Genomic DNA, 26496 nt, shown 5'->3' on the forward strand with positions numbered 1-26496 from the left:
GAAGGGGAATCAGGACTCGTCGTCGGTGACGTCGAACTCCTGACTCTTGCCCTGGAACCTCGCCAGGCCGGTGTTGCCTCGATACACGAAGCGATACCGGCCGGTCGGCGTCTCCGGCGGCACGTGCCACTGGATGCGGACGGTCGACCGCGTGGTCCCCCGCGCCGAGGGCAGGCGCGTCCAGTACATCCGCGTCGACCAGTCGCCGTCGTCGGCGACGCGGCGCCAGTAGAGCCCTTCACGCTTCTGGACCTCGAAGTACGTCCCGCCCCGGCGCGGATCGTTGCCGGGGTGCACCCCGACGAACTCCGCGATCGCGGTCCGGCCGTCCCACATGAACGTCAGCTGCTGCCCGATGTCCCGGTGCGAGTGCGGCTCGTCGGCCCCCGGACGCGCCGGGTGGTGCCGGCGCCTCGCGGACAGATCCGGAGCCGGCGTACCGGGCTCCACCCGCCGGCCGTCGCGCATGGCGGTGGCCAGCATGGCGGCCGTCTGCTGGACCGCGGGGAGCTGCCACCGCCCGAACAGCGTGCTGGCGCCCTCGTACATCTGGGCGTCGTACTCCTCCGGCGTCGTGAGGTAGTGGCCGTAGGCGTTGGCGTAGCCGACGACCAGCACGTGGTCCACGTCGGAGCCCACCACGCCGGCGACGGTGCGCCGCAACCGCAGCCCGGCGACGATCGTCACCTCGAACGGCAGGCACAGCAGGTACAGGCCGCCGATCCGCACCAGCTGGACCGGCAGGACCTCCTGGCCGAACGGTACGACGCGGTTCATCAGGCTCACGGGCCCGGCCAGCGACTTCGGGGCCTGCGCATCCCGCAACCGCCGCGACACCCGGTAGATCGCCTGCTGGGACACGACGTCCAGCACCACGTTGCGCTCCGCGCCGACGAACCGCCATCCCGTCGGCCCGTCCGGCAGCGCGCCGGCGAACGCGGTCGCGCCCGGTACGGCGTGCGAGGTGTGGTGCGGCAGCCCGTCGCCGCTGAACGCCGCGCCGACGCCGACCGAGGCCATGTCGACGTGCACCAGGCGGGAGTCCAGGCCGCCCTCCAGCACTTCGGCGTCCGCACGGGACTCCAGCAGCCGGGCCGCGGCCTCATACTGCCGCAGGCCGATGATCCGCGTGTTCTCGAACTCGTCCTCCGTCGGACCGCTGCCCGGCCGCAGGTTCAGGTTCGGCGACAGGTCGCCGGCGTTCGTCTGGGCGAAGGCGGTGATCAGGCCGGGGTCGTCGCTCTCCCCCAGATAATCGATCCCTGATACCTGCCGCTCCCAGTGATAGGCGGCGTAGCCCTTGTTGTCCGCCGAGACCAGCCGGTTGCGGTTGGTCATGCTCGTCCCGTGCACGGCGAAGAAGTTCACGACCCCGACCGGCTCACCGTCCCGCTCCACGGTCAGCAGCACGGTGGCCGCGTCGACGGCGTCCGGGAAGAAGACCTTGTCGGCCTCCGGATTCCGCTCGAAGGCCCGCCGCGCCCGGTTGACGCTCGCGTCGCGCAGCTCCCCGCGGCCGAGCCGCAGGGTGGACGGCTCCAGATCCGCGATGGCGCGCCGTGCCGCCTCCAGGATCCCGTCGACGATCGCCCGGAACGTCTGCGGCCGGAACCCCCCACAGTTGCCGTTGTAGACGGCGTGGTGCGAGTAACCCCCGGGGCCGCAGTGAGTGTGCGTCGCGGTGATGACGACGTTCGCCTCGGTGTAGGCGGCGGGCAGCCGCGCCACGACGGCCTGCGTCACGCTGCTGAACACCAGCGGCAGATCGCAGACCACGAGCAGCAGGCGCCGGCCGCCGTGCGCGAAGGCAAAAGCCCGGGCCCGCAGCCGGGTGTGCAGGCCTTCCGCCTGCTGGTCGGGCAGGCCATACCCGAGGAGCCCGATCTCGGCGATCTCACCGGTGATGTCGGCGATCCCACGCCCCGCCAAGAAGGTCATGGAGGCCAGCGTCCATACGCCCGATAACCGCTGTCAAGCGCCCCGCCCCGGGTGAGACCATCGAAGCATGGCCGACGAGACCACCACCGGAGTGAGCGGACCCCTGACGGTCCGCTATCTCGCCGCGCCCCCGGCCGCTCACACCCCGCGCCGGTTCGCCGAGCTGACGATCCCGGCCGCCGAACTGCTGTGGCGTTTCTCCCGCTCCTCCGGGCCCGGCGGCCAGGGGGTGAACACCACCGACAGCCGCGCCGAGCTCTCCTTCGACCTGGCCGCCACCGAGGCGATACCGGAGTGGCTCAAGAACCGCGCCCTGGACCGCCTCGCCGGCCGCCTGAGCAACGGCGTCCTGTCGGTGACCTCCAGCGAGCAGCGTTCCCAGCTGCAGAACCGCGAGGCCGCCCGCGACCGCATGGCCTTCGCGCTCGCCGAGGCGCTGGCCCCGCCGCCTCCGCCGCGTCGTGAGAAGAAGACCCCGGCGGGCGTGACGCGCCGCCGCCTGGAGAGCAAGGCCCGGCGCGCGCAGGTCAAGCAGAACCGCCGCCGGGTCGACGACTACTGACGTATCGCTGCCGCTGCCGCTGCGGCCACCGCGTCCGCTGACGATCAGCGAGCGGCGGCCGGACGCCCCGCCAAGTGCCGAGGAGCACGGGGACGACGCCGCGACGCGACGCCGCGACTACTCGGTCGCGGCGTCCCGCTTCTTCGCGGAGTCCTGCTGGGGCACCTCTGCCACCGCCTCCGCGGTCCCGGCCTGCGTGGCCAGCGCCGCGTCCTCGGCGTCGAAGTGCTCCTTCGCCCGGCCCAGCTGCTTGCCCATGTTCTTGAGCAGGGCCCACAGTGCCAGGCCCATCACCAGGATGATCAGGAACGCGACCAGCCCCGGCTTGGTCTTGTCGAGGCTGTTGCCGTCGGCGAGGACCGTCGAGGCGGGGGTGAGCAATCCGGACACAGCGTTCATGCCAGGCAGTCTACGAGCCCACTCCGGCCGGCTCGTGCGCGCCCTGCTCACAACCGCCGTCGGCACCGCAGTCCGGGTCCCGGGCGGGGATGCCGAGCGCTGCCGCCTCGTACTCGCGCACGCCGGCGAAAAGGTCGTCCTCCGGCAGCGTCGTGTCGATCAGCGACCGGGCCAGCTCGAAGTCCTCGGTCGGCCAGATCGCGCGCCGGATCTCGTTCGGCGTGCGGAAGAACGGCCCCTCCGGGTCGATCTGGGTGGCGTGCGCCTTCAGCGCGGCGTCACGGACGTCGAAGTACTCGCCCACCGGGACCCGGGTGGTGATCTCCCGCTGCGGCCAGCCCGCGCGCTCCTTGAGCAGCTCCCAGTACGGCGACTCGAGCCCGCGGTCCAGCATCCCCTGGTGCTCGGCCTCGATCCGCGCGATCGACCACATCACGTCGTAGTACAGCTTCAGAGGCTGCCACGGCTCGCCGGCGTCCGGGAACCGGTCCGGGTCCCCGGCCGCGTCGAAGGCGGCGACGGTGATCTTGTGGGTCATGATGTGATCGGGGTGCGGGTAGCCGCCGTTCTCGTTGTACGTGACGATGACCTGCGGCCGCTGCTGCCGGATCAGGCGGACCAGCGGCTCGGCCGCCGCCTCGACCTCCTGCAGCGCGAAGCAGCCCTCGGGCAGCGGCGGCAGCGGGTCGCCCTCCGGCAGCCCGGAGTCCACGAAGCCCAGCCACTCCTGGCGCACCCCGAGGATGGCGCGGGCCGTGTCCATCTCCCTGCGGCGCACCTCGGGCAGGTTGGCCTCGATCTCGGCCTGGACCGCAGGGTCCTTCTTCAGCTGCGGGTTGAGGATGTCACCGCGGGAGCCGTCGGTACAGGTGACGACCAGCACGTCGACACCTTCGCGGACATACCGCGCACTGGTGGCCGCACCCTTGCTGGACTCGTCGTCCGGGTGGGCGTGGACGGTCATCAGCCGCAGTTCGTGCGTCACGGTGTTCCTCCATCAGTAGCCGCCCGAATATAGTGGCGTATTGGTCCGACACTGCGCACATCCGAAGCGCATCGTCACACGAGAGCCAGGTGAGCCGGGTTGGCGTCCGAGGAGCAGGACGAGGTGGTCGCGCGTTACGCGCGGTCTTCCCGCCTGTCCAGACGCGGCCGGATCGCCCTGGGGACGTCGGGCGTACTGGCGCTGACCGGCGTGGTGTCGTACATCGGCCTGAAGCAGGCCACCCCCCCTCTGACCGCGACGGTCCTGGGCTACCAGGTCGCCTCCGACCACAGCGTCGACGTCCGGTTCCAGGTGGACAACCGCAAGGACGACCGGGCCGCGACCTGTACGGTGCGGGCCCGCTCCTCGAACGGGGACGAGGTGGGCCGGCTGGACGTGCCGGTCCCCGCCGCCCGGACCCAGGAGCTCACCGCGACGGTCAAGACCAGCAGCCGGGCCATCACCGGCGAAGTGGTGGAGTGCCGGCTCACTTAGCCGACAACCGTCGATAACCCGGCGTTATCTGTCCGTGCTCCTTGTTACGATCGCCATTCTGTGCGTGACTGAAGCACGGCCCCTCTAATCAGTAGAACCTAGGAGTACCCGTGACCCAGACCAACGACAGCGTCACCTGGCTGACCCAGGACGCCTACGACCGGCTGACCGCCGAGTTGCAGCACCTGTCGGGACCGGGCCGCGTCGAGATCGCGCAGAAGATCGAGGCCGCTCGCGAAGAGGGGGACCTGCGCGAGAACGGCGGCTATCACGCGGCCAAGGAGGAGCAGGGCAAGATCGAGCTGCGGATCCGCCAGCTCACCCAGCTCCTGGAGCACGCCAAGGTCGGCGACTCGGTGGAGTCCGGCGTGGCCGTGCCCGGCGCGATCGTCACCATCGCGTTCGACGGCGACGAGGACGACACCATGACCTTCCTGCTCGGCTCGCGCGAGGACGCCGCCGACGGGATGGAGGTGTACTCGACGCAGTCGCCGCTGGGCGGCGCGATCAACGGGAAGAAGGTCGGCGAGCAGGCCGAGTACGAGCTGCCGAACGGCAAGCCGATGATGGTCAAGGTGCTCGACGCGAAGCCCTACACGGGGTGAGACGGACCGTTCCGGCGGCCCCCGCGTGACGGTGTCACGCGGGGGCCGTGTGGTTTCGCGCGTCAGCTGCAGCTCAGGTTGATGGTCACGGTCGATCCGTAGGGGGCGCTGGCCGAGGGGCCGGGACTCTGCGAAGCGACGGTGCAGCCGGTGCCGGTGCCGTCCTTGGTGCCCACCACCACCTGGAACCCCTGTCCGGTGAGCGTGGTGCGGGCCTGCGACTCGGTCTTGCCGGTCACGTCCGGGACCCCGACGGTCGACGCGCTGCTCGGCGTCGAGGTCGGCGAGCTCGGCTGGGTGAGCGTCGGCGTCGAGCCCGCCGCCGTCGACGACGCCACCGTCGACGGCCCGGTGAGCGAGCTGTAGGGAGCGGTGGCCGCCGAGGTGCGGGTCCCGGTGACCGACTGCGAGAACGAGCCGGACGCCGACGTCCCGGTGCCGTGGCCGCGGGGGGACGAGTGCCCGTAGCCGGCGCTGGAGCTGGACGAGGGCGGGTACGCCTTGCCGGCGTCGCTGCTGGTGTCGTACGAGGTCGGCAGGTCGGCCTGGTGCGCGGCGCCCGGGCCGGTCCCGGTGCCGCCGGACGACGGCGAGGACCCCGATGCGTTCACCACCAGCGCGACGGTCAGCCCGAGCAGCGCCGGCGCGGCGACGGCCGCCGTCACCAGGGTCCGCCGCCGCGCGGCGTCGGTCCGCGACGCGGGGGACGCGCCGCGGCCGCTCGAAGGAGCCGCCACACCCGCGAACGCTCCCGGCTCGGCGGCCCGGCGCCGCAGCGGGATCTCGGACGTGGGGCTCGCGTGCCGCCCGCCGGGCTCCGCCTCGAAGACCCGGGTCGCGTCGGGGAGGTCGGCCGGACGCGCGGTCGCGTCCGGCGACGGACGGCCGCGCCGCCCGCCGGACTCGGGCAGCGTGGCGGTCTCGTCGAGATCCGGCCGACCGGGGCGGCCGCCGATGTCGGACGCGGCGTCCTCCCCGAACGCCGCGGCGCGACCATGGCGACCGCCTGAATCACCCAGCGGATCGGTCCGGTCCAAGGGGTCGCCGAAACTGTTCTCGAACGGCGACCGGCCGTGTCTCCCGCCGGGGTCGGCGGTGCCGTCGCCGTACAGGCCGTCGCCGAAGCCGCCCTCGAACCCGCCGACCGGGGTCGCGAACCCCTCGCCGTAGGCCGGCCGGCCATGTCGGCCCCCGGAGTCGGTCAGCGGATCCAGCGGATTCAGCGGATCTCGGCCTTCGAACGCCCCGGCCGGCTCGTACCCGCCCGCCGCGGCGGCCGCCCCGCCGACTCCGCGCCGCGCCCGCCGCCGGAGGCCGGACTCGGGCAGCGTGTCCTCGTACCCGCTCGCGTTCCCGGCGTGTCCGCGTCCGTAGTCCAGCCCGGCCGCGTACTCCTCGCCGACCTCGACCGGCCCCTCCAGGACGCGGCGCATCGCGGCGGCCATGTCGGCGCCGTCGGTCCAGCGGAGGGCGGAGTCCTTCTCCAGTGCGCGCCAGAGCACCTCGGCCGCCGGGGCGGCGACGTAGTCCGGCAGCGGCGGCGGCGGTTCGTGCATGTGCTGGTACATGACCGCGGCGGTGCTGGCGGCCTGGAACGGCTGGCGGCCGGAAAGCAGTTCATAACCCAGGATGCCGACCGCGTAGACGTCGGCGGCCGGGGTCGGGGTCTCGGCCTGGAACAGCTCCGGCGCCAGGTAGGGCACGGTGCCCATGAGGGCGTCGGCCGCGGTCAGGCCGAGGGACTCGGCGGAGCGGGCGATGCCGAAGTCGGCGAGCACCACGCCGCCGGAGGTGAGCATGACGTTGGCCGGCTTCACGTCCCGGTGCACGACCCCGGCGCGGTGCACGGCGGCCAGCGCGTCGAGCAGGGAGGCCAGCACCTTCAGCGCGAAGCGCGGCTCCAGCGGGCCGGTGCGGGCCAGGACCTTGTCCAGCGACTCGCCCTCGATGAACTCCATCACCAGGAAGGCGGCGCCCGGGGTGTCGGGGTCGTCGGTCTCGGCGTAGCCGTAGTCGAACACGCCGACGATGCCGGGGTGGTCCATCATCGCCATCACCCGGGCCTCGGCCACGAAGCGGGCCCGGAAGGTCGGCGTGTCCAGCAGCGCGGGCAGCACGACCTTGACCGCGACGGTGCGGCCCAGGACCAGGTCCCGCCCGCGCCAGACCTCGCCCATCGATCCGCCGCCGATGCGTCTGCGCAGCTCGTAGCGGCCGTTCAGCACCTGGCCCGGTGTCGGCCCAGCCATCGGTTCCCCCCAAACTTCCCTGCTAGCTGCTCCCCCTTTCCCCAAGAATAGGACGTCTGAACATCGCGATCGGTTGCTCCCATGATCGAATCGGCGGCGGTTCTGCGCGTTCTCAGGCCGAAACCGACCGGTATTTGCGCACCGAGAGCGGGACGAAGACGGCCAGGATCAGCAGCGACCAGAAGAGCGAGACCCAGGTCGCGTGCCGGATCGGCCACGGCATGTTCGCGGTGCCGATGTAGCCGTCGGGGTTTCCCCATAGGTGCCGCAGGGCCTGCACGGTCGCCGACACCGGGTTCCAGTCCGCGACGGTCTGCAGCCACTGCGGGGAGATCTTGCGCGCCGGGACGAAGGCGTTGGACAGGAAGGTCAGCGGGAAGATCCAGATGAAGCCGATGGTGTTGGCGGCTTCGACCGTCCGCACCGACAGGCCGATCACGGCGCCGATCCAGCTCATCGCGTAGGCGAACAGCATCAGCAGCGCGAAAGCGGCGACCGCGTTCAGGAAGCCGTCGTTGATCCGCCAGCCGACGATCACGCCGCAGGTGGCCATGACCAGCAGCACGAACAGGTTCTGCATCCAGTCCGCGGTGGTGCGGCCGGCCAGCACCGCCGACCGCGAGATGGGCAGCGAGCGGAACCGGTCGATCAGGCCCTTGTGCAGGTCGTCGGCCAGGCCGACGGAGGTGGTGGCGGCGGTGAAGGCCAGCGTCTGCACGAAGATGCCGGGGAGCAGGAACTCGCGGTAGGCGGTCTTGCCCTCGGCGCCGGGCACCGGGATCGCGCCGCCGAACACGAACGAGAACAACAGCACGAACATGATCGGCTGGATGGAGGAGAAGACCACGATCTCCGGGATGCGGGTCATGCGGCGCAGGTTGCGCAGGGTCACGACCCAGGCGTCGTGCAGCGCGGTGAGCGGCCCGCCGCCGCCGACCGGGACCGGGGGTGCGAGGGTGTCCGAGCTCATCGTGCGACCTCCTGCCGTGCCATGTCCGCCTCGGGCTCCTCGTCCGTCTCCTCGCCGGCCTCCACGGCCCGCCCGGTCAGCTGCAGGAACACGTCGTCCAGCGTCGGCCGGCGCAGGGCCACGTCGTCGATCCCGATGCCCACCGCGTCCAGCTCGCGGATCGCCTCCATCAGCAGCTGCGCGCCGCCGGTCACCGGGACCAGGATCTCGCGGCTCTGATCGTGCACCCGGGCCTCGCCGGTGCCCAGCCGGCCGAGCAGTTCGGCGGCCTCGGCCAGCCGGAGCCGGTCGGAGACCACGATCTGCAGCCGCTCCCCGCCGATCTGCGCCTTGAGCTCGTCGGCGGTGCCGCGGGCGATCACCTTGCCGTGGTCGACCACGGCGATGGAGTCGGCGAGCCGGTCGGCCTCCTCCAGGTACTGGGTGGTCAGCAGCAGCGTGGTGCCGCCCTTCACCAGCCCGGCGATCACGTCCCACATCGCGATCCGGGTCCGCGGGTCCAGCCCGGTGGTGGGCTCGTCCAGGAAGATCACCGGCGGCTTGACCACGAGCGCGGCGGCCAGGTCCAGGCGCCGGCGCATCCCGCCGGAGTAGGTCTTGGACGGCCGGTCGGCGGCGTCGGTGAGCGTGAACTCGTCCAGCAGCTCCACCGCGCGCTTCGCGGCCGCGTCCTTGCCCATGTGGTAGAGCCGTCCGACCATGACCAGGTTCTCCCGGCCGGTCAGGTTCTCGTCGACGGCCGCGTACTGGCCGGACAGGCCGATCAGCCGTCGCACCTGGGTGGCCTTCTGGACGACGTCCAGCCCGAGCACCGACGCCTGGCCGGCGTCCGGTCTCAACAGCGTCGTCAGGACGCGCACCGCCGTGGTCTTGCCCGCGCCGTTCGGGCCGAGCAGACCCAGGATCGTCCCCTCGGGCACGGCGAGGTCCACGCCGTCCAGGGCGCGGACCTCCTTGGCTTTCTTGTTTCCGCCGTAGATCTTCACCAGACCTTCGGCCTCGATCGCTGCCATAGCTTCGACCGTAGATCAGACCGCCGACAATCTGTGCCGATATGATCACCGACGGTGCGCCGTATGGGGGATTCGGCCCAGGTCAGAAGACAGATGAATGATTTTCCGGGCGAAGCCTGGCGCGGCCGTTCAGAAGGACGTCGGTTCCGGCTGATACCCGGCCGCGCGCAGCCGCGAGATCAGGGTCTCGGCGTGCGCGATGCCCCGCGTCTCCAGTTGCAGCGCGACCTCCACCTCGCCGAAGGCCAGCGAGGGGCGCGTCCACAGATGCTCGATGTCCATGACGTTGGCGTCCGCCTCGCCGAGCTCGCTGAGCAGTTTGGCCAGCGCGCCCGGGCGGTCCGGGATCCGCAGCCGCAGGGACAGGAACCGGCCGGCCGCGACCAGGCCGTGCCGGATCATGCGCATCATCAGCAGCGGGTCGATGTTGCCGCCGGAGAGCAGGGCGACGGTCGGGCCGTCGAAGGCGTGCGGATCGTCCATGATCGCCGCCACCCCGGCCGCGCCGGCCGGCTCCACCACCAGCTTGGCCCGCTCCAGGAGCAGCAGCATGGCCTTGGACAGCGACTCCTCGGAGACCACGCGGACGTCGTCGGCGGCGGCCGCGATGAGCTCGAACGGCACGTCGCCGGGCCGACCGACGGCGATGCCGTCGGCCATCGTGGCCATCCCGGCCAGCTGCACCGGCTCGCCGGCCTCCAGCGAGGGCGGGTACGCGGCCGCGCCCGCGGCCTGCACGCCGATCACCCGCACGTCCGGCCGCGTGGCCTTGACCGCCACCGTGATCCCGGCGAGCAGCCCGCCGCCGCCGGTGGCCACCACGATGGTGCGCACCTCCGGGCACTGCTCCAGGATCTCCAGGCCCACCGTGCCCTGCCCGGCGATCACGTCGGGGTGGTCGAAGGGGTGGATGAAGGTGGCGCCGGTCTCGGCGGCGAAGGCCCGGGCCGCGATCAGCGCCTCGTCCACGGTGTGCCCGGCGAAGCGCACGTGCGCGCCGTAGGCCTCGGTCGCCGCCACCTTCGGCAGCGGGGCGCCCTCCGGCATGAACACCGTCGACTTGCTGTCCAGCAGCGACGCCGCCAGCGCCACGCCCTGCGCGTGGTTGCCGGCGCTGGCCGCGACCACGCCGTGCGCGCGCTCGGCCGGGTCCAGGTTGGCGATCCGCACATAGGCGCCGCGGATCTTGAACGACCCGGTCCGCTGCAGGTTCTCGCACTTGAAGCGCACCGGGGCGCCGCACCGCTCGGACAGGGTCCGCGACCCCTCCAGCGGAGTACGCCGCGCGACGCCCTCCAGCAGCTCACGAGCCCGCTTCACGTCGTCCAGGGTCACAGTCGCCGTTGACATGATCCCAGTCTCGCAGGTCACCGGACGTCCCACGAGAGGCGTGGGGTAACTACTTGCATGGCGCATGCATCTAGCTATATGCTTGCAGCAACCAAGCATCTCCCCCGACACCTTCCCGGAGAGAAGACGACCGATGAGCGGCGACCAGCGTCCCGGCGAGCAGCTGAGCGATGAGGAGTACAGCGAGCTCGGCAAGACCATGGGCATGCTCTTCCAGCGCATCATGCGGGCTCGCAAGGAGCCCGAGGGCGGTCAGATCTCCGCGCTGTTCATGCTGTCCAAGTGCGGTCCGGTGCGGTCCAGCGACCTGGCCAAGGAGCTGTTCCTGGACCAGTCCACGGTCTCCCGGCACGTGGCCCACCTCGAGGCCGACGGCCTGGTGGAGAAGGTCGCCGACCCCGACGACCGCCGCGCCACCCAGCTGCACCTGACCGAACTCGGCCGGCGGCACGTCGAGGACTTCTGGCAGAAGCGCATGGAGGCGATGCGTGAGGGTTTCGCGCACTGGGACCCGGAGGATCTGCGGACCCTGTCCCGCCTGATGGTCCGGTACGTCGAGGACTTCAGCGCCATCGTCGCGAAGAGGAACGAAACGAAGAGCCCCACAACGGAAGACGGAACACATGAGTGAGACCACCGAAGCCCCCGAGAACATAGCGAGCCCTCAGGCACCACAAGTGGCCGAGGGCTCCACCATGAGCCACAAGCAGATCCTGGTGGTCTTCGGCTCCCTGATGCTGGGCCTGCTGCTGGCCTCGCTCGACAACACGATCGTGGGTACCGCGATCCGCACGATCATCGGCGACATCGGCGGCAAGGACGGCCTGGCCCGGATGCCGTGGGTGACCACCGCCTACGTGCTGGCCTCGACCGCCGCCACCCCGATCTACGGCAAGCTGTCCGACCTGTTCGGCCGCAAGCCGCTGTACATGACCGCGATCGGGCTGTTCCTGCTCGGGTCGTTCCTGTCCGGGTTCTCGCAGAACCTGGACGAGCTCATCGCCTTCCGGGCGCTGCAGGGCCTGGGCGCCGGCGGCATCCTGGGCCTGACCTTCGCCATCGTCGGCGACGTGGTCCCGCCCCGCGAGCGCGGCAAGTACCAGGGCCTGTTCGGCGGCGTGTTCATGCTGGCGATGGTGGCCGGCCCGCTGCTGGGCGGCATCTTCACCGAGCACAGCTCGATCATGGGCGTGACCGGCTGGCGCTGGGTGTTCTACGTGAACCTGCCGATCGGGATCATCGCGCTGTTCGTCATCAGCGCCGTGCTGCACCTGCCCAAGCGCCGGGTCAAGGCCGCCATCGACTACATCGGCGCGACGCTGGTCGTGGCCGGCGTGGTGTGCCTGCTGCTGGCGGCGCAGATGGGCGGCCAGCAGTACGCGTGGGGCTCCCCGGTCATCATCGGGCTGGCGGCCGCCGGCGTCGTGGTGCTGGCGCTGTTCGTGCTCTGGGAGATCCGCACGCCGGAGCCGATCCTGCCGATGCGGCTGTTCCGCGGCTCGGTGTTCCGGGTCTCCAACATCATGGGCTTCCTCATCGGCATGGTGATGATGGGCGCGATGATGTACATCCCGTTCTACTTCCAGGTGGTGGACGGCGACAGCCCGACCAAGGCGGGCCTGCGGATGCTGCCGATGATGGTCGGCCTGCTGACCACCTCGATCGGCTCCGGGCGGGTCATCAGCAAGACCGGCCGCTACCGGATGTTCCCGATCGCCGGCATCGCGATCACCACCGTGGGCCTGGGCCTGATGACCACCATGGACGAGAACACCGACTCGCTGCTCAGCTCCCTGTTCATGTTCATCGTCGGCCTGGGTCTGGGCGCCACGATGCAGGTGCTGGTGCTGGCCGTGCAGAACTCGGTCGAGATGAAGGACATGGGCGTGGCCACCACCTCGTCGACGTTCTTCCGCTCGCTCGGCCAGACCTTCGGCGCGGCGGTGATGGGCGCGATCCTGACCAACCAGCTGACCAGCCACCTGCGCAGCGCCGCGGGCGGCGGCGCGTCGGCGGCCGCGGTGCGCGACCACGGGATGCAGACCCTGCAGAGCAAGGACGCGATGAGCAGCCTGCCCGTGGACGCGCAGCACATGCTGGTGCACGCGTTCACGCAGGCACTGTCCACCGTGTTCCTGGTGGGCGCCGGACTCGGGATCCTCGCCTTCGTGGCCAGCTGGTTCCTGAAGGAGCACCGGCTGCGCTCGATGGCACCGACGGCGGTGGCCCGGCCGGAGGGCGCGGGCACGGACGTGGAGTCGCCGGCGCTGGCGCACTGAGGCCCGGCTGCGGCACAGCTGACGCACTGAAGCACGACGGAAACGGCGGCCGCCCGGGTGATCCCCGGGCGGCCGCCGTTGTGATGGGGATGCTGATTCAGCCCTCGCCGGGGCCGGCCTTGCTCACCTCGCGACCGCCGCGGAACTCCAGCAGCAGGCCGCGCTCGCGGTCCCAGTCGCAGCCGCACTGCACGGTGACGCACACCTCGTCGCCGTCGGCCTCCCGGGCGATCGTCGCCTCGACGCCGAGCTGGACGTGCTCCCAGACGTCGTCCGGACCGGCGATGTCCACGATCTCCGCGGGGTCGTCGTCCGGGTCCACCTGCTCGTGGGGACCGTCCGCCTCGAAGGCGGCGCGGACGTCCTCGTAGTACGCGAACACCGTCTTCGAGGCGGCTTGCAGCGCGGACTCGTCGAGCGCGAGGAAAGCCTCGATCGCGTCGTGGAAGTCCTCGGGGGCGTCGTCATCGTCGTAGCCCTCGACGAAGAACTCGACCTCGTTGTAGTCCAGCACCGGCACCGTGACCGGATGGCTGATGTAGGTTTCATCATCGGCTTCGACAGAGCCGAGTCCGGGGATCTCCATGGCGCGACGATATCCGGCGGCCGGACGCGGAGACCAACCCGTTGCCGTCAGATGAGATGCCCCACCGAGGCCACGGTGAGCGGCTTGCCGTCCTGGATCGTCGTGATCGCGCAGGACGGGACGCCTTCGATCAGCAGTTCGGTGCCGAGGGAAGCGCCGCCGAGGAGACTGCGCAGCAGGTCGACGGTGACGCCGCCGTGCGTCACGATCACCGTGTGGCCGCTCAGGCCTGCGAGTTCGGAGACCAGGTCCCGGAGCCTCGCGGCGGCCGTGAAGGACGAATCGCCCCCGATCGGCGTGTAACCGCGGTCCTCGACAGTACGCTGCCATTCGGCCGCGAAGACCTCGAACGGGATGTCGCCGTTCCAGTTCAGGCGCTCGGTGGCCCGCACGTCCTCGATCGGCCGCAGCCGGAGCGGCGAGGCGATGATCTCCGCGGTCTGATGCGATCGCAGCAAAGGGCTGCAATACACACGCCGCACACCGACGCGGTGGGCCCAGGACGCGGTACGCGCCGCATGCTCACGCCCGCGCGCGGTGATGCCCGGGTCGCCGGGCTCGCGGACCTTGTCGGCGTGCTGGACCAGGAAGACGGCCATGTGTCCACCCTGCCGGTCCAGCCCTGCCGCGGTCACCCGGATATCGGCGCCGCCGGCGTCCCCTCAGTCCACCCGATCGGCCGACCAGTAGGCGTCGCCGCGCAGGATCAGCGCCGCGGCCCCGACCAGGCCGGCGTCCTGGCCCAGCTCGGCCGGCACCACCTTCAGGTTCTTGGTGAAGTCCAGGCGGGCGTGCCGGTACAGGGCGCTGCGAAGCGGCTCGAAGAGCAGCTCGCCGGCCTGCACGATACCTCCGCCGATGGTGACCAGCTCCAGGTCGCACAGAGCCGCGGCGCCGGCGATCGCGACGCCCAAAGCGGTGCCCGCGCGGGTGAAGGCGGCCTCGGCGATCCCGTCGCCGGCCCGGGCGTCCTCGGTGAGGTCCTTGCCGGTGCGGCTGTCCTGCCCGGCGCGCCAGCCCTGCGCCGCCGCCCACGCGGCCATCCGCGGCCCGCTGGCCACGGCCTCCAGGCAGCCCGTGCCGCCACACGCGCAGGGCGTCTCCTGGTCGACGACGATGTGGCCGATATGGCCGGCGTTGCCCTTGGCGCCGTCGATCAGCCGGTCGCCGAGGATGAGGCCGCCGCCGACCCCGGTCGAGACGACCATGCCGAGCATGTTCCCGGTGCCCCGTCCGGCGCCCTGCCAGTGCTCCGCGGCGGCGAGGCAGATTGCGTCGTTGTGCAGCCGCACCTCCCGCCGGAAGTCGGCCTCCAGCCGCCACCTCAGCGGGAACCCCCGCCACCCGGGGATGTTCAGCGGCGAGACCTCCCCCGCCGGCCACCGCATCGGCCCCCCGCAGCCGACACCGACGGCCCGGTAGGCGGTGCGGTCGTAGGGCAGGTGGTCGACGGCGTCGATCAACGCCGCGTACAGCGCCTCCCCGTCCGCGTCCGCCCCGGCCGGCGTCGGCACCCGGTACGCGGCCAGCACCTCGCCGCCGGCGTCCACCGCCCCGACCGCCATCTTGGTACCGCCGATGTCGATCGCCAGGACCGGGGCGTCCGGAGCCGCGCCCCCCGAGGTGTCTGTCACGGTCATGGCAGACACCTTAGGGGGTGCGGTATCAGCTTCCAGAGAAGCTCAGAAGATAGGTCACCTGCTGGTGCAGCGCCTGCGCGACGGCCGGACTGATGACCCCCTGGTTCGCCTCGCTGTTGATGAGGCCGTTGAGCGCCGCCACCGCCTGCGTGTAGCTGCCGGAACCGACCGGCGCCGCCTTGACCCGCGAGAGGGACTGGGTCAGCGCCCCCTTCGCGGTGGTGTCGGTGACCTGCGTGTTGATGATGGTCGAGGTCTGCGACTCGGCCTGCTGCGCGGACGTGGGCTGGGCCGGGGGCGGGGTGGTGGGGGCGCCGGGAGCGGCGGGTGTCGTGGGTCCCGTGTTCGGGCCGCCGTTGGGGGCGCTGGGCGAGGAGCCCGGGACGCTCGGGGAGGCGGAGGCGCCGGGGGTGCTCGGGGAGGCGGCGCTCGACGTGTCGGTTCCGGGAGCGGTGGACGTGCCGGCCGTGCCCCCGGCGGAGGTCGCGGACGCCGTCGCCGTCGCCGTGTCGGTCGCCGAGCCGGCGGTGCTGCCGGAGCTGCCCCCGGAGGGCGTGGGCGCCACCGCACCGGCGATGTCGGAGGTGCTGGCGCTCGACATGCCGGAGCTGGCGGCGCCGGCGGAGGTGACGCCGTTGGTCGGGCTCGCGACGGGAGTCGAGGAGTGGCTGGAGCCGTGGACGCCGTACCCGATGCCGATGCCGACGGCGATGCCGAGCACCGCGCCGCCGGAGGCGACGAGCCAGGGCTTGGGCTTGGGGAAGGAGGAGCCGGGGGTGGCGGCGGTGGGAGTGTTCGGAGCGGAGGGGGGTGCGGCGGCCGCGGACGCGGCACTCGCGGCTCCGGCGGCAGCGCCGACCGCGACGCCGGCCGCACCGGCGGCGGCCGCGTGCGCTGGTAGCTGTTGCGTGTCGGCGTTGGCGGCGGCGGCCTCAGCCAGCGCCGCGGCCACAGCCACCGCGACAGCCGCTTCGACCGCGGCAGCCTGATGCCGCTCAGCGGCCAACGTCGCCTTCCGCGCGGCCTCCGTCCGCGCGGCCTCCACCTCGATCTCATGCGCGGCAGCGGCCTCCGCCAACGCGGCAGTCACGGCCGCCGCACACGCGGCCTCGACAGCAGTGGCCTGCTCCGCCTCTGCGGCCTCCCGCTCCAGGCGGTACCGTTCCTCGACCTCCGCGATCGCCGCCACGACCGCCGCGCCACTCGCCGCGGCGATGGCCTCTTCACCGACCGAGGCGTGCTCAGCCCGCGTCGACTCCAGTTCGGAGGCGTGCCGCTCCTCGATCTCGGCGATCGCCGCCGCCACCGCGGCAGCACTCGCCGCCGCGATCGCCTCTTCGCTCGCTGCGGCGTGCTCGGCTCGCGTCGACTCAAGCTCCGCCCGGTGCCGCTCCTCGATCTCTGCGATCGCGGCCGCCACCGCGACGGCACTCGCCGCCGCGATCGCCTCTTCGCTCGCTGCGGCATGCTCGGCCCGCGCCGACTCAAGCTCCGCCCGGTGCCGCTCCTCGGACTCCGCGATCGCCAGCGCGACCGCGGCTCCACTCGCCGCCGCCAAAGCCTCCTCGCCGACCGAGGCGTGCTCAGCCCGCGTCGACGCCAGCTCGGCCCGGTGCCGCTCCTCGATCTCGGCGATCGCGGCCGCCACCGCGACGGCACTCGCCGCCGCGATCGCTCCTTCGCTCGCTGCGGCGTGCTCGGCTCGCGCCGTCTCCAGTTCCTCGCGGTGCGCCGCCTCCGCTTCGGCGAGCGCCAGCGCCACCGCCGCCTCCGACGCCGCCACGATGGCGGCCTCGTTCGACGCCGCGTGCGCCGCCTCGGCCTCGGCGAGCGCCAGGGTCACCGCCGCGGCGATCGCCGCCTCGGTCAGTTCCGCGGTCGTCGACTGGTGGTCGGCCAGGGCCGCGGCGACCGCCGACTCGCGTTCGGCCGCGTGCCGCTCCTCGGCGACGGCCAGCGCCTCGGCGATCGCCGCCGCCGACGCGGCCGCGACCGCCTCCTGGTTCACGCGGGTGTGCGTGGCCTCGGCCTCGGCCAGGGCCGCCGCCACCGCGGCCGCCGTCGCCAGCGACACCGCTTCCTCGGTCGCGGCGGCGGTCCGGGCCTCCGCCTCGGCGAGCGCCGCCATGACCGCGGCCTCCCGGGCGGCCTCGCATTCTTCGAGGGAGATCATGCCCTTCTTCAGGGCACCGGCGGTCGGGCTCACGGAGGGGGTCCACATCCCCGAATCCGCGTCCTCGACGCTCGCGCCCAGCGATTCGCCCGCCGCCTCCGCGGCCAGGGCCAACGCGGCGCTCGCGGCGGCGGCGCGTTCGACGACGATCGGAGGCGCGGGCAGCGCGGCGACCGCCTCCTCGCGGCCGCGCAGCACCGCGACCACCTCGGCCATCGACGGTCGCGCCGAGACCTCGCCGGACATGCAGTTCGCGAACAGAACGGCCAGCTCCGAGCCGTCGCCGAAGTACTCGACGACGCGTCCGATGGCGATCTCGCGGCGGAAGGCCAGGAGGGCGATCATCTCCTCGACGCTGAGCGCCCCGACCGCGAGGCCCGCGGCGCCCGTGCCCCCGCCGTGGGCGACGCCGGCCTCGGCGCGGGCCCGGGCCAGGTCTTCGCGCACGATCTCCCAGCCGAAGATGCACACGTACAGCAGCCACGAAAGCGCGTACACGTCGTCCGCCGTCGAGGCCGCTTCGCCGCCGAGGCGGGCCGCCGTCACGAAACCGGACTCGGCCTCCAGGGCCAGCGTCGCGGCGTCGCCCTCGAACGCCAGGCCCAGGGCCAGGTCGACGAAGACGTTGCCCTTGGTGCCGAGCCAGATCGAGTCGGTGTGCAGCCAGCCGTGGACCAGGCCGGCGCCGTGCACGGTCTCGAAGACCTCGGCGACGTTCAGCGCGACCGCGGCGAGTTCCGCCGACGTCAGCGCGCCCTTCATCAGCCGCGCGGTCAGCGACGTGCCCTTGTCCTGGTCGTAGACCGCGAACTCGATGTAGCTGTCGCTCTTGTGGATCAGCTTGTGGGAGTGCGAGGCGTGGTCGGTGACGACCCGGTCCTCGTGCGCGATGCGCTTCTGCCCGGCCTCGCGCACCACGGCGATGGCCGGGTGCTGCACACGGGTCAGGGAGGAGACGGCGTTCTCCAGTCCTCCGCTCGCCGAGACCTGGATCCACACCCGGCGCCGGCGCACCGCGTCGGAGGCGAGCCACAGCTCACCGATCCCGCGGTGCCACAGCCGCCGGGAAAGGGTGTAGCGACCTGCGAGGACGACGCCCGCGGAGACTCCCGATATTCCTGCCACGGCGGCTAATTGTGCACGGCGCCCGAGCCCTTGCACAGCGGGTGTACCCCGGCATGATACGTATTTTCGTCTAGTCCCCCCGAGCGTTCACCGGACTGCCTCTCACCTGCGCTCCGTCGCTATCACCACGGCCACTCCGAGCACGACGATCAGTCCGCCGGCAACTACCGCGAGAGTGATCGACTCACCGAGGAAGAGAGCCCCGAACGCGACCGCTACAACAGGGTTCACATATGCGTATGTTGAGACGAGGGATATCGGTGCGTTGTTAAGCAGCCATACATAAGACGAGAACGCCACGAGCGATCCGGCGCCGATCAGATAGAGCGTCGCCCACGCCGACGTTCCGGTGATCGCCCCCGGGTGGAAGCTCTCGCCGTGCAGCGCCGCCGCGACGGCACAGCCGAGGCCGCCGAACACCATCTGGTAGGCGGAGGCGACGAACGGGTCCTTCGGCGGCGTCAGCAGCGTCTTCGACGCCACCGAGCCGAAGGCCCAACTCACCGACGCCACGACGACCAGCGCGACACCCAGGAAGTAGTTGTGCGCGACCCCGCCGCCGGGCTTGATCAGGACCACGAGGCCGACGAAGCCGATCAGCACGCCGACCAGCGTCCGCGGATTCGGCCGGTCCTTGGCGACCAGGCGCCACACCACGATCCACAACGGCACCGACGCCACCAGCAGCGCCGACATCCCGGTGGGGATGTACTGCTCGGACAGCACCACGCCGCCGTTGCCGCCGGCCAGCAGCAGGACGCCGATCAGCGCGGCGGAGGCCAGCTGACGGCGGCTGACGCGCAGCGCGGCCGGGCCGCGGCGGATCGCGAGGAAGGCGGCGAGGATCAGGCCCGCGAGGGTGAAGCGGAGCGCCGCCGAGGAGAGCGGCGGGATCGATTCGATGGCGTAGCGGATGGCCAGATAGGTGGAGCCCCAGATGAAGTAGACGGCGCCGAGGGCCGCCCAGGCGGCCGAGGACATGCGGGGACGACCTGGCAGGACGGCCGGCTCCGGCGCCGCCGCCTCGAATCGCCCCTCGCTCGCGGCAAGTGTCATACCCCTGATCCCTCCGCGACCCTGACAGTACGCAGCCAGGCTGCGGGATCCACGGCACCAGCGACAAGGGCCACTCCGTGGGGAGTGGCCCTTGAGCGACTTCGGGGTGACGGCTACGGCCAGGGCCGCCGGGCCTCAGCCCAGAGCGCGCAGCAGATCCGCCAGCAGGTCGTCGACGGACTCGATGCCGACCGACAGCCGCACCAGGTCGTTCGGCACCTCCAGCGGCGAACCCGCGGCACTGGCGTGCGTCATCCGGCCGGGGTGCTCGATCAGCGACTCGACACCGCCGAGCGACTCACCCAGGATGAACAGCTCGGTCCGCCCGCAGAGGTCGACCGCCTCCTGTTCGCCCCCGGCCACCCGGAACGACACCATGCCGCCGAAGCCGGACATCTGCTTGGCCGCGACCTCATGGCCGGGGTCGGTGGGCAGGCCCGGGTAGTGCACGGCCGTCACCTTCGGATGCGCGGCCAGCGCCTCGGCGATGCGCTGCGCGTTCGAGCAGTGCCGGTCCATCCGCACCGCGAGGGTCTTGATCCCGCGCAGCACCAGCCACGCGTCGAACGGCCCGGCCACCGCGCCCATCGCGTTCTGGTGGTACGCCAGCTCCGCGCCGAGCTCCTCGTCGGCCACCACCAGGGCACCCCCGACGACGTCGGAGTGACCGCCCATGTACTTGGTGGTGGAGTGCACGACCACGTCGGCCCCGAGCGCCAGCGGCTGCTGCAGGTAGGGGGTGGCGAACGTGTTGTCGACGACGAGCAGCGACCCGGTCTCGTGCGCGATCACCGCCAGCGCGGCGATGTCCGCGACGCCGAGCAGCGGGTTGGAGGGCGTCTCGACCCAGATCGCCTTGGTCTTGCCCGGCACCACCGCCGCACGCACCGCGGCCGCGTCCGACATGTCGGCGGCGGTCCAGGCCAGACCCCAGCGCGTGAGCACCTTGGAGAACAGCCGGAAGGTACCGCCGTACGCGTCGGCCGGGATCACCACGTGGTCGCCGGGCACGCAGACGGTCCGCAGCAGGCAGTCCTCGGCGGCCAGCCCGGAGGCGAAGGCCAGCCCGGTCCGGCCGCCCTCGATCGCGGCCAGGCAGTCTTCCAGCGCCTTGCGGGTGGGGTTCGCGCTGCGCGAGTACTCGTAGCCGTTGCGCAGGCCGCCGACACCGTCCTGCTTGTAGGTCGAGACCTGGTAGATCGGGGGGACGACGGCGCCGGTCTGCGGGTCCGGGTCCTGGCCGGCGTGGATGGCCAGGGTCTCGAAGGCGGCGTGGGCGTGGGCGTCAGATGCGGACATGGGCTTAGGTTACGCGTTCGGGGCTGGACGGCTGGGAGTGGAAGGCGTGGTGCGGGGTGGCGTCGGGGTGGGGGGTTGCTTGGGCGGGGGTCTGGTTCAGGACTTCGGGGCGGGTTCGGGAGGTTGCTGGGGACCGGCTCGGGCGGAGATTCTCGCGGCCGACGTGGATGACGCCTGCGTTTCTGGTGGCGTTTCCGGCCTCGGCGCCATCCCCGCCGACGTCGCCGCTTCAGCCATCCGGCGTAATCGCCGCCGCTCCAGAAGCCGGTGCCGCTGCCGGACGACGTACATCAGCACCGCGGTCCCGATGACGATCGTCGATATGATCATCACGATCAGCATCCGCCAGGAGCCGATCTCCGCGTGACCGTGCCGCGCCCCCGGGGTGCCGATGTCGACGGGAACACTGGGCGCGTTCGGCCCACCGTCGTTCCCGACCGTGGCCACCATCTCCACCGCCCGCGCGATCAGCGAATCCATACACGCCTCCCGGGCCCGGTCGTACTACCCGAAAAGGACAATACCTACCTTTCCGCCCGCCGCATCCCGACCCGGGTGCGCGACCGTCCACACGTTGTGGACCTGTCCGCGGTGCCAGCGGCCCCAGTTCAGCGACAGGGCCGACCCGGCTCGCTGTTCCAGACGGGTGAGGTCGAGTCACGCATACGGTGTGGCGGGGCCGGTATGAAGTTCAGCCTCGATATGAGTACTGCCATGATTCAGCACTTTCTGAACCGACCTCGAGTATTCCTCGCGTTGGCTGCCACTGCGCTGCTGGTCACGCCCAGCACGACGGCGGCCAAGGCTGCGTCGGCACCGCATTTGAAGGCTTCTCCGACCGCCTCGGCCGCGAGTGACGGGCAACGCCCGGGAGACGGCACCGACCAGCAGGTGGCGCGGTTCGAGCGTCAGCTGGCGAGGGCCGACTACGCGTCCCAGCAAGGATCCGAAGAAGTGTTCATCCTGAACCAGAAGTACTGCACCGGTGCCGTGTTCAGCGCCATGTGGCCGAACCCTCAATCGCCGTACATCATCAGCAGTCTGCCGGAGGTGCCGGGGCAGGCCCCGAACACCAATACGCCGAGGACATGGCGTATTCGTCAGGATGAAGCGGTCGTCCTGATCGGTACGACACCGCCGCCGGTCGAGTACTTCTCGTTCGACCTCACCATGCTCAAGGGGTCTCTGCCGGTCGGTCCGGTTCTGTGGACCTCCGTGGGGGACCCGGTCAACCTCAAGACGATTCACACGCGCGGACGGACGCCGTACAGCCGGCAGTTCGCCCTGGTGATCACCGGCAACCGCCGGACCAGGGACGAGGTGAACCAGATGCTGGCCGCCTCCGGGCTCGGCGGCGCGACGACCGACATGACGATTCCGCCGGCCATGTTCCGGCTCGGCCTGGAGGCGGGCACCGACGAGTTCCTGCTCGGGATCCGCACATCCGTCCCCAAGGCGGGCTTCGAGCAGGCCCTCGAGGACTACCGCGCCACGCCCCCGCTGCAGGTCTTCCGAGTGCGGCCGGGGAGCGGCGCCGCAGACCAGACACAGCCGGTCTATCAGCCCGACCCGCTGCGGGTCCCCCCGCTCCGCACCTCCGGCAACGGCGAGAACGAGCTCAACCTCAACCCCACGCTGCAGACGCTGCGTCAGCGGATCATCGACGCCCACCCGGGATACGACGTGCACGAAGAGGTGGTCCAGCGCGGCTTCGAAGAGTCGTACCCGGGTCTTCAGAACAACTTGGTGATCGATCCTCCGACCACCGGTGTCGGCGCCCTCTCGTACGACGCCGACGACCCGATCACCGACAACATCTCCCTTCCGGACGGCTCCTTCGCCGTGGCGTACGGCACCAACCACGTGAGCACCGGGCAGGCGACCTACTCCAGCATCACTCTCAACGCGGACACCAAGGCCGCTGTGGCCGTGGAGGCCAAGGACAACGTCGCCCTCTTGGGCAGCGCGCGCGACTTCATCCCGGACCAGAAGAACGCGGACAAGTTCTACGCCTGGACCTTCAGCCGCGCCGACAACGGGCCCACCGGGCCGCACGTCACCCAGCTCCCGTCGACCACCACCGACTTCTGCGCCCAGTACAACGGCACCAGGTCCGTGGATCTCAGCACGGTCCGCTTCGTGGCCCGCGCCTACATGCAACCTGACACCCTCACCCGGCCCGCCCTCTCCGCGCTTCTCCTGGACCGAGTGCTCGTGTTCACGCCGAAGAAGTAGATCGCCAAGAAAGTAGATCGCCAGGAAACGTGAGCCCGTCTCGCTCGAACGCCGAGCGAGACGGGCTCCTTTCATGGGCAGGATGATCACGCACCACCAACGAAGACGAAGAAAATGGCCCGGACGCAGCAGATGCCGGGTTCCGAGTGCGCGGGAATCCGGAACATCGATAGCTGGATCGATCGCGTTCAGAGCGAAGATCAGCTGGGTTTTCCGCGGGCATGGACGCAGCTAGACTGCCTTGCCATTTGCGGGGCACGTGCCGGGAGGGTCGCATGCAGGGAACCGTGACGATCGTGGCTGCGCGGCCCGGCTTGGGGCGCGCGGGGCGGATGAAGGTCAGTGTCGACGGAGCCGTCGTCGGCAAGGTCAAGCAGGGTACGTCGCTCGATCTCGAGCTCGGGCCCGGCGACCACGCCGTTCGCGTCACCGGCGGCGGCTCGCGCTCCAAGACCGTCACCGTGACCGTCGCCGACGACAGTCACCACTACCTCGACGCGGGCGTCCACCAGGGGCTGCTGCCTGCCGCCGGGCTGTTCGGGGCAGTGGCCGGCTACCTCGCGGGCGTACTGTTCGTCCTTCCCGTGGTCCTGATCTTCATGGTGGTGCCAGGCTGGTGGTTCTACCTGCGGCCCGCACCTCCGCACCTGGCACCCAGCCCCTTGGACGATGCGGAGGAAGCCGCCGCCACGACTGCGGCCGCTACCGGCGAGATGTGGTGGCACAGCGATCCGAATCTGGCGAAACGGTATCGGAAGCCTTAGAAACTCGACACTGGCGTCGGAGAAGCCGAGCCCCGTTCAGAACAACGTCGGCGGCTCGACGGGCATCGGTTCCGGCAACGGCTCGACCTCCGGCACCCTGCGCCGCACGTCGTCGTGGAACCGCCGGGCCAGCACCAAGGCGTCATCGTTGTCCGGCGTGTGGATGAACACCGTCGGAGACCGGCCCTCGCGCAGCCAGTCCGCGGTGATGTCCGCCCACGGCTGCCAGCCCTCCACGGTCTGATCGGCATCGTCGCGGCCGATGTACCGGACGATCGGGAAGCGGGTCAGGGCACGGGTTCGGCGCGGCAGGCGAGGCTTCTTACTCCACGCTTCGCGTTCGGCATCCGTGACCGGCGGGGTCGCGTACAGCACCTGTGTGTCGAAGGGCACCCACTCCACGTCCGCCTCGGTCAGCAGCTTCTCCAGACGCTGCTCGGCCACGGGGTCTTCGAAGAAGGCGGGGTGCCGCACCTCGACCGCGTACCGATAGCCCTTCGGGACTCGTCCGAGAAACGCGGCCAGCGTCGGCAGGTCGCCGGGGCCGAACGACGCCGGCAACTGGATCCACAGCGCGGCCTTTCGGCCGAGCGGCTCGATCGCCGTGAAGAAGACGTGTAGTGGGCTGCCGGTGCTGAAGAGGTCGGCCGCGAGGCGCCGTTCGTGCGTCACTGGCTTCGGAAGCTTGAGCAGGAAGCGGAAGTCGTCGGGGGCCTGGGCGGCCCACGTCTCGACGGTGGCGCGGGAAGGCGTGGCGTAGAACGTGGTGTTGCCTTCCACCGCGTTGCAGTGTGTCGCGTACGCGCGCAGGCGCTCGCGCGGAGGCAGGGGATGCGGCAGCAGACGGCCGTTCCATGACGCATACGTCCACATCGCGCAGCCGACGTGTAGCGAACCCTTCACCTGGCGACTGTAACAAGCTGTAACAAGGCACGACGGGCGAACTCTTGGAAGCCACCTGTTGAGCAGAAGGCGAGGACAGACTCCTGACTTTCCACTTTCTGAACGGAGTTTGCGGCCCGTCGTGACGTCCTCTTAAGCTCGTATCGCCTGAAAATCGCGGAAAGCCACGCCGTGAGCAGGGTTGACCGAAGACCGACATGGGGGTTGCGGTCCAGCACACAAAGCATTAACCGGGGGGGGTACGGTGTCCACTGCCGTCGAACACGAGGCCGTCGAAGCCGAGAAGACCGTCGAGGCGATCAGTGAGATCGCAGAACCCGAAAACGAGCGGTTCTCGCTCCGTGGCTTCGCCTCACACCGCCGCTCCATCGTGGTCGCTCTCGGTGTCTACAACGGCCTGCATGTCGTGGCTTTCCTCGCGCTGTTGTGGATCCTCCACGCGCGCGGCGAACCGCTGAACAAGTTCCTGCACCAAGGCTGGGACTCGAGTTTCTACCTCGGCATAGCACAGGACGGTTACCGTCACAGCACCGACTACGCCTTCTTTCCGCTCTACCCGATGCTGGTCCGCGGGTTCCAGGCGATCACCGGAACCAGCTTCAACTACGCCGGTGTCCTGGTCTCGCTTCTCACCGGCTCGGCGGCTGCCGTGGGCATCCGCTACGTCGGCGAGCGCATCACCAACGGCCGGACCGCGCTGATCCTCGTCGCCCTGTGGGCCGTCGTGCCGAGCGCCATCATCCAAGTCTGGGGGTACGCCGACGGCCTGTTCACGGCCCTTGCCGCCTGGACGCTCCACGCGCTCCTGCGCCGCGCGTGGCTCACCGCCGGCATTCTGACGTTCTTCGCAGGTCTCACCCGTCCCTCGGCATCCGCCCTCATCGTCGCGGTCGGTCTCGCCGCCCTCGTCGCGATCGTCCGCCGGGAGGATGGGGGCGGCCAAGGAGACGGCGACGCCCGCTGGCGCCCCTGGGCCGGTGCCGCCATCGCCCCCCTGGGCCTGCTCGCGTGGGTCCTGAGCGTCGGGCACCACTTCGGAAGCCTCACAGGCTACTTCCGCATGCAGCACGACGTGTGGAGCAACTGGTTCGACGGCGGCCGCACCACCTACGAGGACCTGACGTCCCTGTTCGACGGCCGCGGCGACAAACCGCCGGTGGTGTTCCTGATCGCGTGCGCGACGATGGTCGCCGTCCCGTTCCTGCTCGTCCTGGCGCACCGCCGGCTGCCCTGGCCGCTGCTCGTCTTCTGCGCGGCGCTGACCGTACTCGTTCTGGGCAGCCACCGCCAAAGCTTCATCGTTCCGCGGGAGCTCATGCCGGCCTTCCCGTTGCTGCTGCCGATCGCGCAGACGCTGGCGTGGGCGAAGACACGCGGTCTGGTCGTCGCGATGGTGGCGATCGCGGCGATGTCCGGTTGGTACGCGTGGTTCATGCCGCTGACCTACGGCTCCCCGTGAGCCGGGCCAGCAGGAACCACGAACCGGCGATCGCGACGCCGACCAGCGTGCGGAACAGCCATTCCATGTCCGACGGGTAGAGCGTGCCGGTGAGGTGGGCCTCGACGAAGCCCTGCGGGATGCCGCCCTCGCCGCCGCGTTCGCGGGCCCAGTTCTCGACGGTGGTGAGCGGGCATGTCACGTTCAGGCCGACCATCAGGAGGCAGACCCAGGCGACGGCCGCGACGTGCGCGTAGAGCACGCGCGGCCAGCGCAGGCTCAGGAAGCCGCCGACCACCACGAACGCGACGAAGGAGATGTGCACCGCCACCGTGATGTCGGCCAGGAGTCGGTATCCCATGCCGACCAGCCTGATCGGCGCAGCAACCGGGCACAAGCGCGAAGGTACTCAACCGAGGGCTGAGTACCCTG

The 26496-nt window shown here is 70.9% G+C and carries 24 protein-coding genes; 8 read left to right on the forward strand and 16 right to left on the reverse strand.

Annotation, left to right across the window (positions count from 1 at the left end; genetic code table 11):
* Positions 1–9: 9 nt before the first annotated feature.
* Positions 10–1938 (reverse strand): neutral/alkaline non-lysosomal ceramidase N-terminal domain-containing protein, encoded by a 1929-nt coding sequence (locus ABD466_RS14315; RefSeq protein ID WP_344657509.1) that lies wholly within the window; start codon positions 1936–1938, stop codon positions 10–12.
* A 67-nt stretch (positions 1939–2005) separates the two neighbouring features.
* On the opposite strand from ABD466_RS14315, the gene arfB reads away from it, so the two are divergent.
* Complete coding sequence (gene arfB / locus ABD466_RS14320) at positions 2006–2500, forward strand: alternative ribosome rescue aminoacyl-tRNA hydrolase ArfB (protein ID WP_344657510.1); 495 nt, start codon at positions 2006–2008, stop codon at positions 2498–2500.
* A 117-nt stretch (positions 2501–2617) separates the two neighbouring features.
* On the opposite strand, the gene ABD466_RS14325 is transcribed toward arfB, so the two are convergent.
* Positions 2618–2899, reverse strand: a complete 282-nt coding sequence (locus ABD466_RS14325) for a hypothetical protein (RefSeq protein WP_344657511.1) — start codon at positions 2897–2899, stop codon at positions 2618–2620.
* 10 nt (positions 2900–2909) lie between these two features.
* Complete coding sequence (mca, locus tag ABD466_RS14330; protein ID WP_344657512.1) at positions 2910–3884, reverse strand: mycothiol conjugate amidase Mca; 975 nt, start codon at positions 3882–3884, stop codon at positions 2910–2912.
* A 99-nt stretch (positions 3885–3983) separates the two neighbouring features.
* On the opposite strand from mca, the gene ABD466_RS14335 reads away from it, so the two are divergent.
* Both ABD466_RS14335 and greA read left to right on the forward strand, forming a co-directional pair.
* Positions 3984–4379 (forward strand): DUF4307 domain-containing protein, encoded by a 396-nt coding sequence (locus ABD466_RS14335; protein WP_344657513.1) that lies wholly within the window; start codon positions 3984–3986, stop codon positions 4377–4379.
* Positions 4380–4489: 110 nt separating this feature from the next.
* Entirely contained in the window at positions 4490–4984 is a 495-nt protein-coding gene (gene greA / locus ABD466_RS14340) for a transcription elongation factor GreA (protein ID WP_344657514.1), read from the forward strand.
* 62 nt (positions 4985–5046) lie between these two features.
* Here greA and ABD466_RS14345 read toward each other — a convergent pair whose 3' ends face one another.
* From ABD466_RS14345 to ilvA, 4 genes are all read right to left on the reverse strand, one after another.
* Entirely contained in the window at positions 5047–7233 is a 2187-nt protein-coding gene (locus tag ABD466_RS14345; RefSeq protein ID WP_344657515.1) for a serine/threonine protein kinase, read from the reverse strand.
* 112 nt (positions 7234–7345) lie between these two features.
* Positions 7346–8203, reverse strand: coding sequence for an ABC transporter permease (locus ABD466_RS14350; protein ID WP_344657516.1), 858 nt, complete (start codon positions 8201–8203; stop codon positions 7346–7348).
* Positions 8200–9216, reverse strand: a complete 1017-nt coding sequence (locus ABD466_RS14355) for an ATP-binding cassette domain-containing protein (protein WP_344657517.1) — start codon at positions 9214–9216, stop codon at positions 8200–8202. The genes ABD466_RS14350 and ABD466_RS14355 overlap by 4 nt, the downstream gene beginning before the upstream one ends.
* Positions 9217–9345: 129 nt before the next feature.
* Entirely contained in the window at positions 9346–10566 is a 1221-nt protein-coding gene (gene ilvA / locus ABD466_RS14360; protein WP_344657518.1) for a threonine ammonia-lyase, read from the reverse strand.
* Between the two features lie 133 nt (positions 10567–10699).
* Between ilvA and ABD466_RS14365 the strand changes: the two genes are divergently transcribed.
* On the forward strand, positions 10700–11197 hold the full coding sequence (locus tag ABD466_RS14365; RefSeq protein ID WP_344657519.1) for a MarR family winged helix-turn-helix transcriptional regulator: 498 nt from the start codon (positions 10700–10702) through the stop codon (positions 11195–11197).
* Positions 11190–12845 (forward strand): MDR family MFS transporter, encoded by a 1656-nt coding sequence (locus tag ABD466_RS14370; RefSeq protein WP_344657520.1) that lies wholly within the window; start codon positions 11190–11192, stop codon positions 12843–12845. The genes ABD466_RS14365 and ABD466_RS14370 overlap by 8 nt, the downstream gene beginning before the upstream one ends.
* A 97-nt stretch (positions 12846–12942) precedes the next feature.
* On the opposite strand, the gene ABD466_RS14375 is transcribed toward ABD466_RS14370, so the two are convergent.
* From ABD466_RS14375 to ABD466_RS14405, 7 genes are all read right to left on the reverse strand, one after another.
* The gene (locus tag ABD466_RS14375; protein WP_344657521.1) at positions 12943–13431 is read right to left on the reverse strand and encodes a DUF6985 domain-containing protein; all 489 of its coding nucleotides are present in this window, start codon (positions 13429–13431) and stop codon (positions 12943–12945) included.
* Positions 13432–13478: 47 nt separating this feature from the next.
* The gene (locus ABD466_RS14380; protein WP_344657522.1) at positions 13479–14030 is read right to left on the reverse strand and encodes a histidine phosphatase family protein; all 552 of its coding nucleotides are present in this window, start codon (positions 14028–14030) and stop codon (positions 13479–13481) included.
* A 63-nt stretch (positions 14031–14093) separates the two neighbouring features.
* Positions 14094–15071 carry an ROK family protein gene (locus ABD466_RS14385; protein ID WP_344657523.1) on the reverse strand — a complete coding sequence of 326 codons (978 nt, stop codon included), beginning with the start codon at positions 15069–15071 and terminating at the stop codon, positions 14094–14096.
* A gap of 25 nt (positions 15072–15096) precedes the next feature.
* The gene (locus ABD466_RS14390; RefSeq protein WP_344657524.1) at positions 15097–18369 is read right to left on the reverse strand and encodes a serine/threonine-protein kinase; all 3273 of its coding nucleotides are present in this window, start codon (positions 18367–18369) and stop codon (positions 15097–15099) included.
* 102 nt (positions 18370–18471) lie between these two features.
* Entirely contained in the window at positions 18472–19425 is a 954-nt protein-coding gene (locus tag ABD466_RS14395) for an EamA family transporter (protein ID WP_344657525.1), read from the reverse strand.
* Positions 19426–19560: 135 nt separating this feature from the next.
* On the reverse strand, positions 19561–20724 hold the full coding sequence (locus ABD466_RS14400; RefSeq protein WP_344657526.1) for a cystathionine gamma-synthase: 1164 nt from the start codon (positions 20722–20724) through the stop codon (positions 19561–19563).
* 96 nt (positions 20725–20820) lie between these two features.
* Entirely contained in the window at positions 20821–21204 is a 384-nt protein-coding gene (locus ABD466_RS14405) for a hypothetical protein (RefSeq protein ID WP_344657527.1), read from the reverse strand.
* A 276-nt stretch (positions 21205–21480) separates the two neighbouring features.
* On the opposite strand from ABD466_RS14405, the gene ABD466_RS14410 reads away from it, so the two are divergent.
* Together ABD466_RS14410 and ABD466_RS14415 are read left to right on the forward strand one after the other, a co-directional pair.
* Complete coding sequence (locus ABD466_RS14410) at positions 21481–22959, forward strand: hypothetical protein (RefSeq protein ID WP_344657528.1); 1479 nt, start codon at positions 21481–21483, stop codon at positions 22957–22959.
* A gap of 275 nt (positions 22960–23234) precedes the next feature.
* The gene (locus ABD466_RS14415) at positions 23235–23723 is read left to right on the forward strand and encodes a hypothetical protein (RefSeq protein WP_344657529.1); all 489 of its coding nucleotides are present in this window, start codon (positions 23235–23237) and stop codon (positions 23721–23723) included.
* A 36-nt stretch (positions 23724–23759) separates the two neighbouring features.
* Here the strand turns inward: ABD466_RS14415 and ABD466_RS14420 are convergent, their stop codons facing one another.
* Positions 23760–24596, reverse strand: coding sequence for a DUF72 domain-containing protein (locus ABD466_RS14420; protein WP_344657615.1), 837 nt, complete (start codon positions 24594–24596; stop codon positions 23760–23762).
* Between the two features lie 274 nt (positions 24597–24870).
* Here ABD466_RS14420 and ABD466_RS14425 point away from each other — a divergent pair, with 274 nt between their 5' ends.
* Entirely contained in the window at positions 24871–26085 is a 1215-nt protein-coding gene (locus ABD466_RS14425; protein ID WP_344657530.1) for a mannosyltransferase family protein, read from the forward strand.
* Here the strand turns inward: ABD466_RS14425 and ABD466_RS14430 are convergent.
* Complete coding sequence (locus ABD466_RS14430; protein ID WP_344657531.1) at positions 26057–26425, reverse strand: DUF2784 domain-containing protein; 369 nt, start codon at positions 26423–26425, stop codon at positions 26057–26059. The two genes, ABD466_RS14425 and ABD466_RS14430, sit on opposite strands and share 29 nt — an antisense overlap.
* Between the last annotated feature and the right edge of the window lie 71 nt (positions 26426–26496).

The sequence above is a fragment of the Catenulispora subtropica genome (assembly GCF_039531675.1).
Taxonomy (GTDB): domain Bacteria; phylum Actinomycetota; class Actinomycetes; order Streptomycetales; family Catenulisporaceae; genus Catenulispora; species Catenulispora subtropica.

Excerpts from the sequence above, each read along its gene's own strand:
- ABD466_RS14355 (WP_344657517.1), bottom strand. The coding sequence starts at position 9,216 with ATGGCAGCGATCGAGGCCGAAGGTCTGGTGAAGATCTACGGCGGAAAC.
- arfB (WP_344657510.1), top strand. The coding sequence starts at position 2,006 with ATGGCCGACGAGACCACCACCGGAGTGAGCGGACCCCTGACGGTCCGC.
- ABD466_RS14415 (WP_344657529.1), top strand. The coding sequence starts at position 23,235 with ATGCAGGGAACCGTGACGATCGTGGCTGCGCGGCCCGGCTTGGGGCGC.
- ilvA (WP_344657518.1), bottom strand. The coding sequence starts at position 10,566 with ATGTCAACGGCGACTGTGACCCTGGACGACGTGAAGCGGGCTCGTGAG.
- ABD466_RS14380 (WP_344657522.1), bottom strand. The coding sequence starts at position 14,030 with ATGGCCGTCTTCCTGGTCCAGCACGCCGACAAGGTCCGCGAGCCCGGC.
- ABD466_RS14370 (WP_344657520.1), top strand. The coding sequence starts at position 11,190 with ATGAGTGAGACCACCGAAGCCCCCGAGAACATAGCGAGCCCTCAGGCA.
- ABD466_RS14395 (WP_344657525.1), bottom strand. The coding sequence starts at position 19,425 with ATGACACTTGCCGCGAGCGAGGGGCGATTCGAGGCGGCGGCGCCGGAG.
- ABD466_RS14420 (WP_344657615.1), bottom strand. The coding sequence starts at position 24,596 with ATGTGGACGTATGCGTCATGGAACGGCCGTCTGCTGCCGCATCCCCTG.
- ABD466_RS14405 (WP_344657527.1), bottom strand. The coding sequence starts at position 21,204 with ATGGATTCGCTGATCGCGCGGGCGGTGGAGATGGTGGCCACGGTCGGG.
- ABD466_RS14345 (WP_344657515.1), bottom strand. The coding sequence starts at position 7,233 with ATGGCTGGGCCGACACCGGGCCAGGTGCTGAACGGCCGCTACGAGCTG.
- ABD466_RS14325 (WP_344657511.1), bottom strand. The coding sequence starts at position 2,899 with ATGAACGCTGTGTCCGGATTGCTCACCCCCGCCTCGACGGTCCTCGCC.
- ABD466_RS14430 (WP_344657531.1), bottom strand. The coding sequence starts at position 26,425 with ATGGGATACCGACTCCTGGCCGACATCACGGTGGCGGTGCACATCTCC.
- ABD466_RS14350 (WP_344657516.1), bottom strand. The coding sequence starts at position 8,203 with ATGAGCTCGGACACCCTCGCACCCCCGGTCCCGGTCGGCGGCGGCGGG.
- ABD466_RS14375 (WP_344657521.1), bottom strand. The coding sequence starts at position 13,431 with ATGGAGATCCCCGGACTCGGCTCTGTCGAAGCCGATGATGAAACCTAC.
- ABD466_RS14365 (WP_344657519.1), top strand. The coding sequence starts at position 10,700 with ATGAGCGGCGACCAGCGTCCCGGCGAGCAGCTGAGCGATGAGGAGTAC.
- ABD466_RS14385 (WP_344657523.1), bottom strand. The coding sequence starts at position 15,071 with ATGACCGTGACAGACACCTCGGGGGGCGCGGCTCCGGACGCCCCGGTC.
- ABD466_RS14315 (WP_344657509.1), bottom strand. The coding sequence starts at position 1,938 with ATGACCTTCTTGGCGGGGCGTGGGATCGCCGACATCACCGGTGAGATC.
- ABD466_RS14400 (WP_344657526.1), bottom strand. The coding sequence starts at position 20,724 with ATGTCCGCATCTGACGCCCACGCCCACGCCGCCTTCGAGACCCTGGCC.